General features: G+C 46.9%; 3 protein-coding genes and 1 pseudogene. All 4 read left to right on the top strand.

Annotation, left to right across the window (positions count from 1 at the left end; translation table 11 throughout):
- The coding region (locus B4U49_RS00635; RefSeq protein ID WP_204902955.1) for a DUF6869 domain-containing protein at window positions 1-409 on the top strand (409 nt) is incomplete at its 5' end.
- Between the two features lie 213 nt (window positions 410-622).
- Window positions 623-1,111 (top strand): hypothetical protein, encoded by a 489-nt coding sequence (locus tag B4U49_RS00630; protein ID WP_078082673.1) that lies wholly within the window; start codon window positions 623-625, stop codon window positions 1,109-1,111.
- Window positions 1,112-1,225: 114 nt separating this feature from the next.
- Window positions 1,226-1,429 carry a hypothetical protein gene (locus B4U49_RS00625; protein WP_143735446.1) on the top strand — a complete coding sequence of 68 codons (204 nt, stop codon included), beginning with the start codon at window positions 1,226-1,228 and terminating at the stop codon, window positions 1,427-1,429.
- A gap of 404 nt (window positions 1,430-1,833) precedes the next feature.
- Window positions 1,834-1,931 (top strand): annotated as a pseudogene (locus tag B4U49_RS18775) (fumarate hydratase C-terminal domain-containing protein); the annotation flags it as partial.

The raw sequence follows: 1,931 nt of genomic DNA, 5'->3' as shown, positions 1-1,931 counted from the left end.
ACAGCTTACCTTGTGCACGTTTTACGCAAGTCGCTGCGCTCCTATTTTTGCCCAAAAAAGCGCACAATTTAAGCTGCCCCTACTGGCGGCGTTATGCATCAAAATGAATATTGAAGAAGTAGCCAAATCGTGGATTGAGATGTGGAAGCTTGAAGCCGATGATCCGCGTAGAGATCAATATGAATGGCTCGAGGATATTGAGTATGAGTTCGTCTACGAAAAGCCTGATAAGACTTTAGATTTGATTTTGGCAATCATGAATTTCAGTCAGAACAATGCAATAAATGAAGTTCTGGCAGCGGGTCCGTTAGCGCAATTTCTTGCTCAGCATGGCCCAGAAATTATTGAGCGAGTGGAGCAGCTAGCCCAAGAAGAGAAGAAATTTGCTAATCTACTCGGCGGTGTTTAGAAGAATTCAATGCCAAGCGAAGTTTGGGTTCGCGTACAAAATGTCTGGGACCGCAGTGGTTGGGACGGTAATCCATAACAAGGCGAGGTATTTCGTTCGGAACCTACCCCGCTTTTGCAAATTTTGCACATTTTTCACAGTCCCTGCGCCCCAATTTTCGTGCAAAAAATGCACAAGGTAGGCCGCGACTGATTGCGGCGTTAGCGAGGAAGCATGGTTCCTTTCGGTCTCACAGAGTCGCAGTTCGTATCTCGTTATCGTCGAGAGCTTGATCGCGTCTCGGTATCGGTTATCGAAACTCTGCGCTCGTTGTTTAAGCGTGTGATCAATGACGACGTGCACACTGCGCATATTGAAGTGTTTCTGGACGAATACGGTAGTGCACCGTCAATATGGATTTATTACCGCGGGGAAAACAATAAAGTAGACCATAATGACGAGTCTTTGTTCGCAGGCAGGTCACTTGATCTTCAGTTGCATCTCTCTGCACTGGCCAACTTTGATGAAAGATACTTTTTTTCACTGGAGGATGGTGATTTGGGATTCCCCGGGCTTGCCTTGGCGGGTGACTGTATCAAGTCCTGGTTTGCTGAGATCTGGTGGAAGGCAGGAGGGTGGGTATATCCGTTACCCACTACTTTGGCTGTTCATGACGACTGGGGTGATGGCAACCTCATTAACCTCGCGGAAGCTGGTCACTAACAATGCCAGGTGCAGCGACGGCTTTTCCGTTACGACTTCGTCTCCACTACAAAGCCGTGCGTGCTGGCGGCGTAATATGTCAATCAACACTCAATGGAAGAGATTACACACATCATGAAAAAATCCAATAAAGCCGCATTGGTAGCAGTAATCGGCATGCTCGCCACTACTTCTAGCCAACTCATCTTGCGAGAAAATAGGGAAAATTTTGCAATCGGATTGAGCTCAGATTTTTGGGGCGGCTTTGTAGTGAGTGCAGGTTTTGGGTTAATGCTGGTACTTTTAGCTACGCTCTACAAGAAACAGAAACAAAGTTAAATACAGGTTCATATATCAATCACAGGAAGTAAAGCTACGGCCCTTCGGTCCTCCGCGGGATAGCTTACCTTGTGCACGTTTGCGCAGATCTCTGCTCTCCCATTATCGCGTATAAAGCGCCCAAAGTTGTCCGCAGCTGAGCGCGGTGTTAAGCGTGTGAGTAGCTGATAGATTGAGAGTAATAAATTGAAATTGTGGAAGTGGGAAAAGGATAAGCAGGAGACAGGATATGAGAAGTTCTTCGTGATCGGCTCCAAATGGCCAATTCCTTTTGATTTTTATATTCTTCGGTTCAAGGAAGGCGCTGAAATTCCGCCCCATACGGATAAAGTTACGGCCGGTAATCACTACCATTTAAATGTAGTCATAAAGAAAGTAAGATCTGGCGGTGAATTTTTAAGCAGGAAGAAACCGGCCTGTTGGGCATGATCGGTAAAGCCGAGCGCGGCCCCTTTGCCATCGAGGCGATCCGCGATAATAAAGCCGTGTACCTGATGGCTGT

This window comes from Microbulbifer mangrovi (genome assembly GCF_002009015.1).
Lineage (GTDB): Bacteria > Pseudomonadota > Gammaproteobacteria > Pseudomonadales > Cellvibrionaceae > Microbulbifer > Microbulbifer mangrovi.
The sequence above is the reverse complement of the archived record's forward strand: the minus strand, read 5'-3'. Positions and strand labels throughout refer to the sequence as shown.

Coding starts and splice junctions, on each gene's coding strand:
- B4U49_RS00625 (WP_143735446.1), top strand. CDS start 1,226: ATGAAAAAATCCAATAAAGCCGCATTGGTAGCAGTAATCGGCATGCTC.
- B4U49_RS00630 (WP_078082673.1), top strand. CDS start 623: ATGGTTCCTTTCGGTCTCACAGAGTCGCAGTTCGTATCTCGTTATCGT.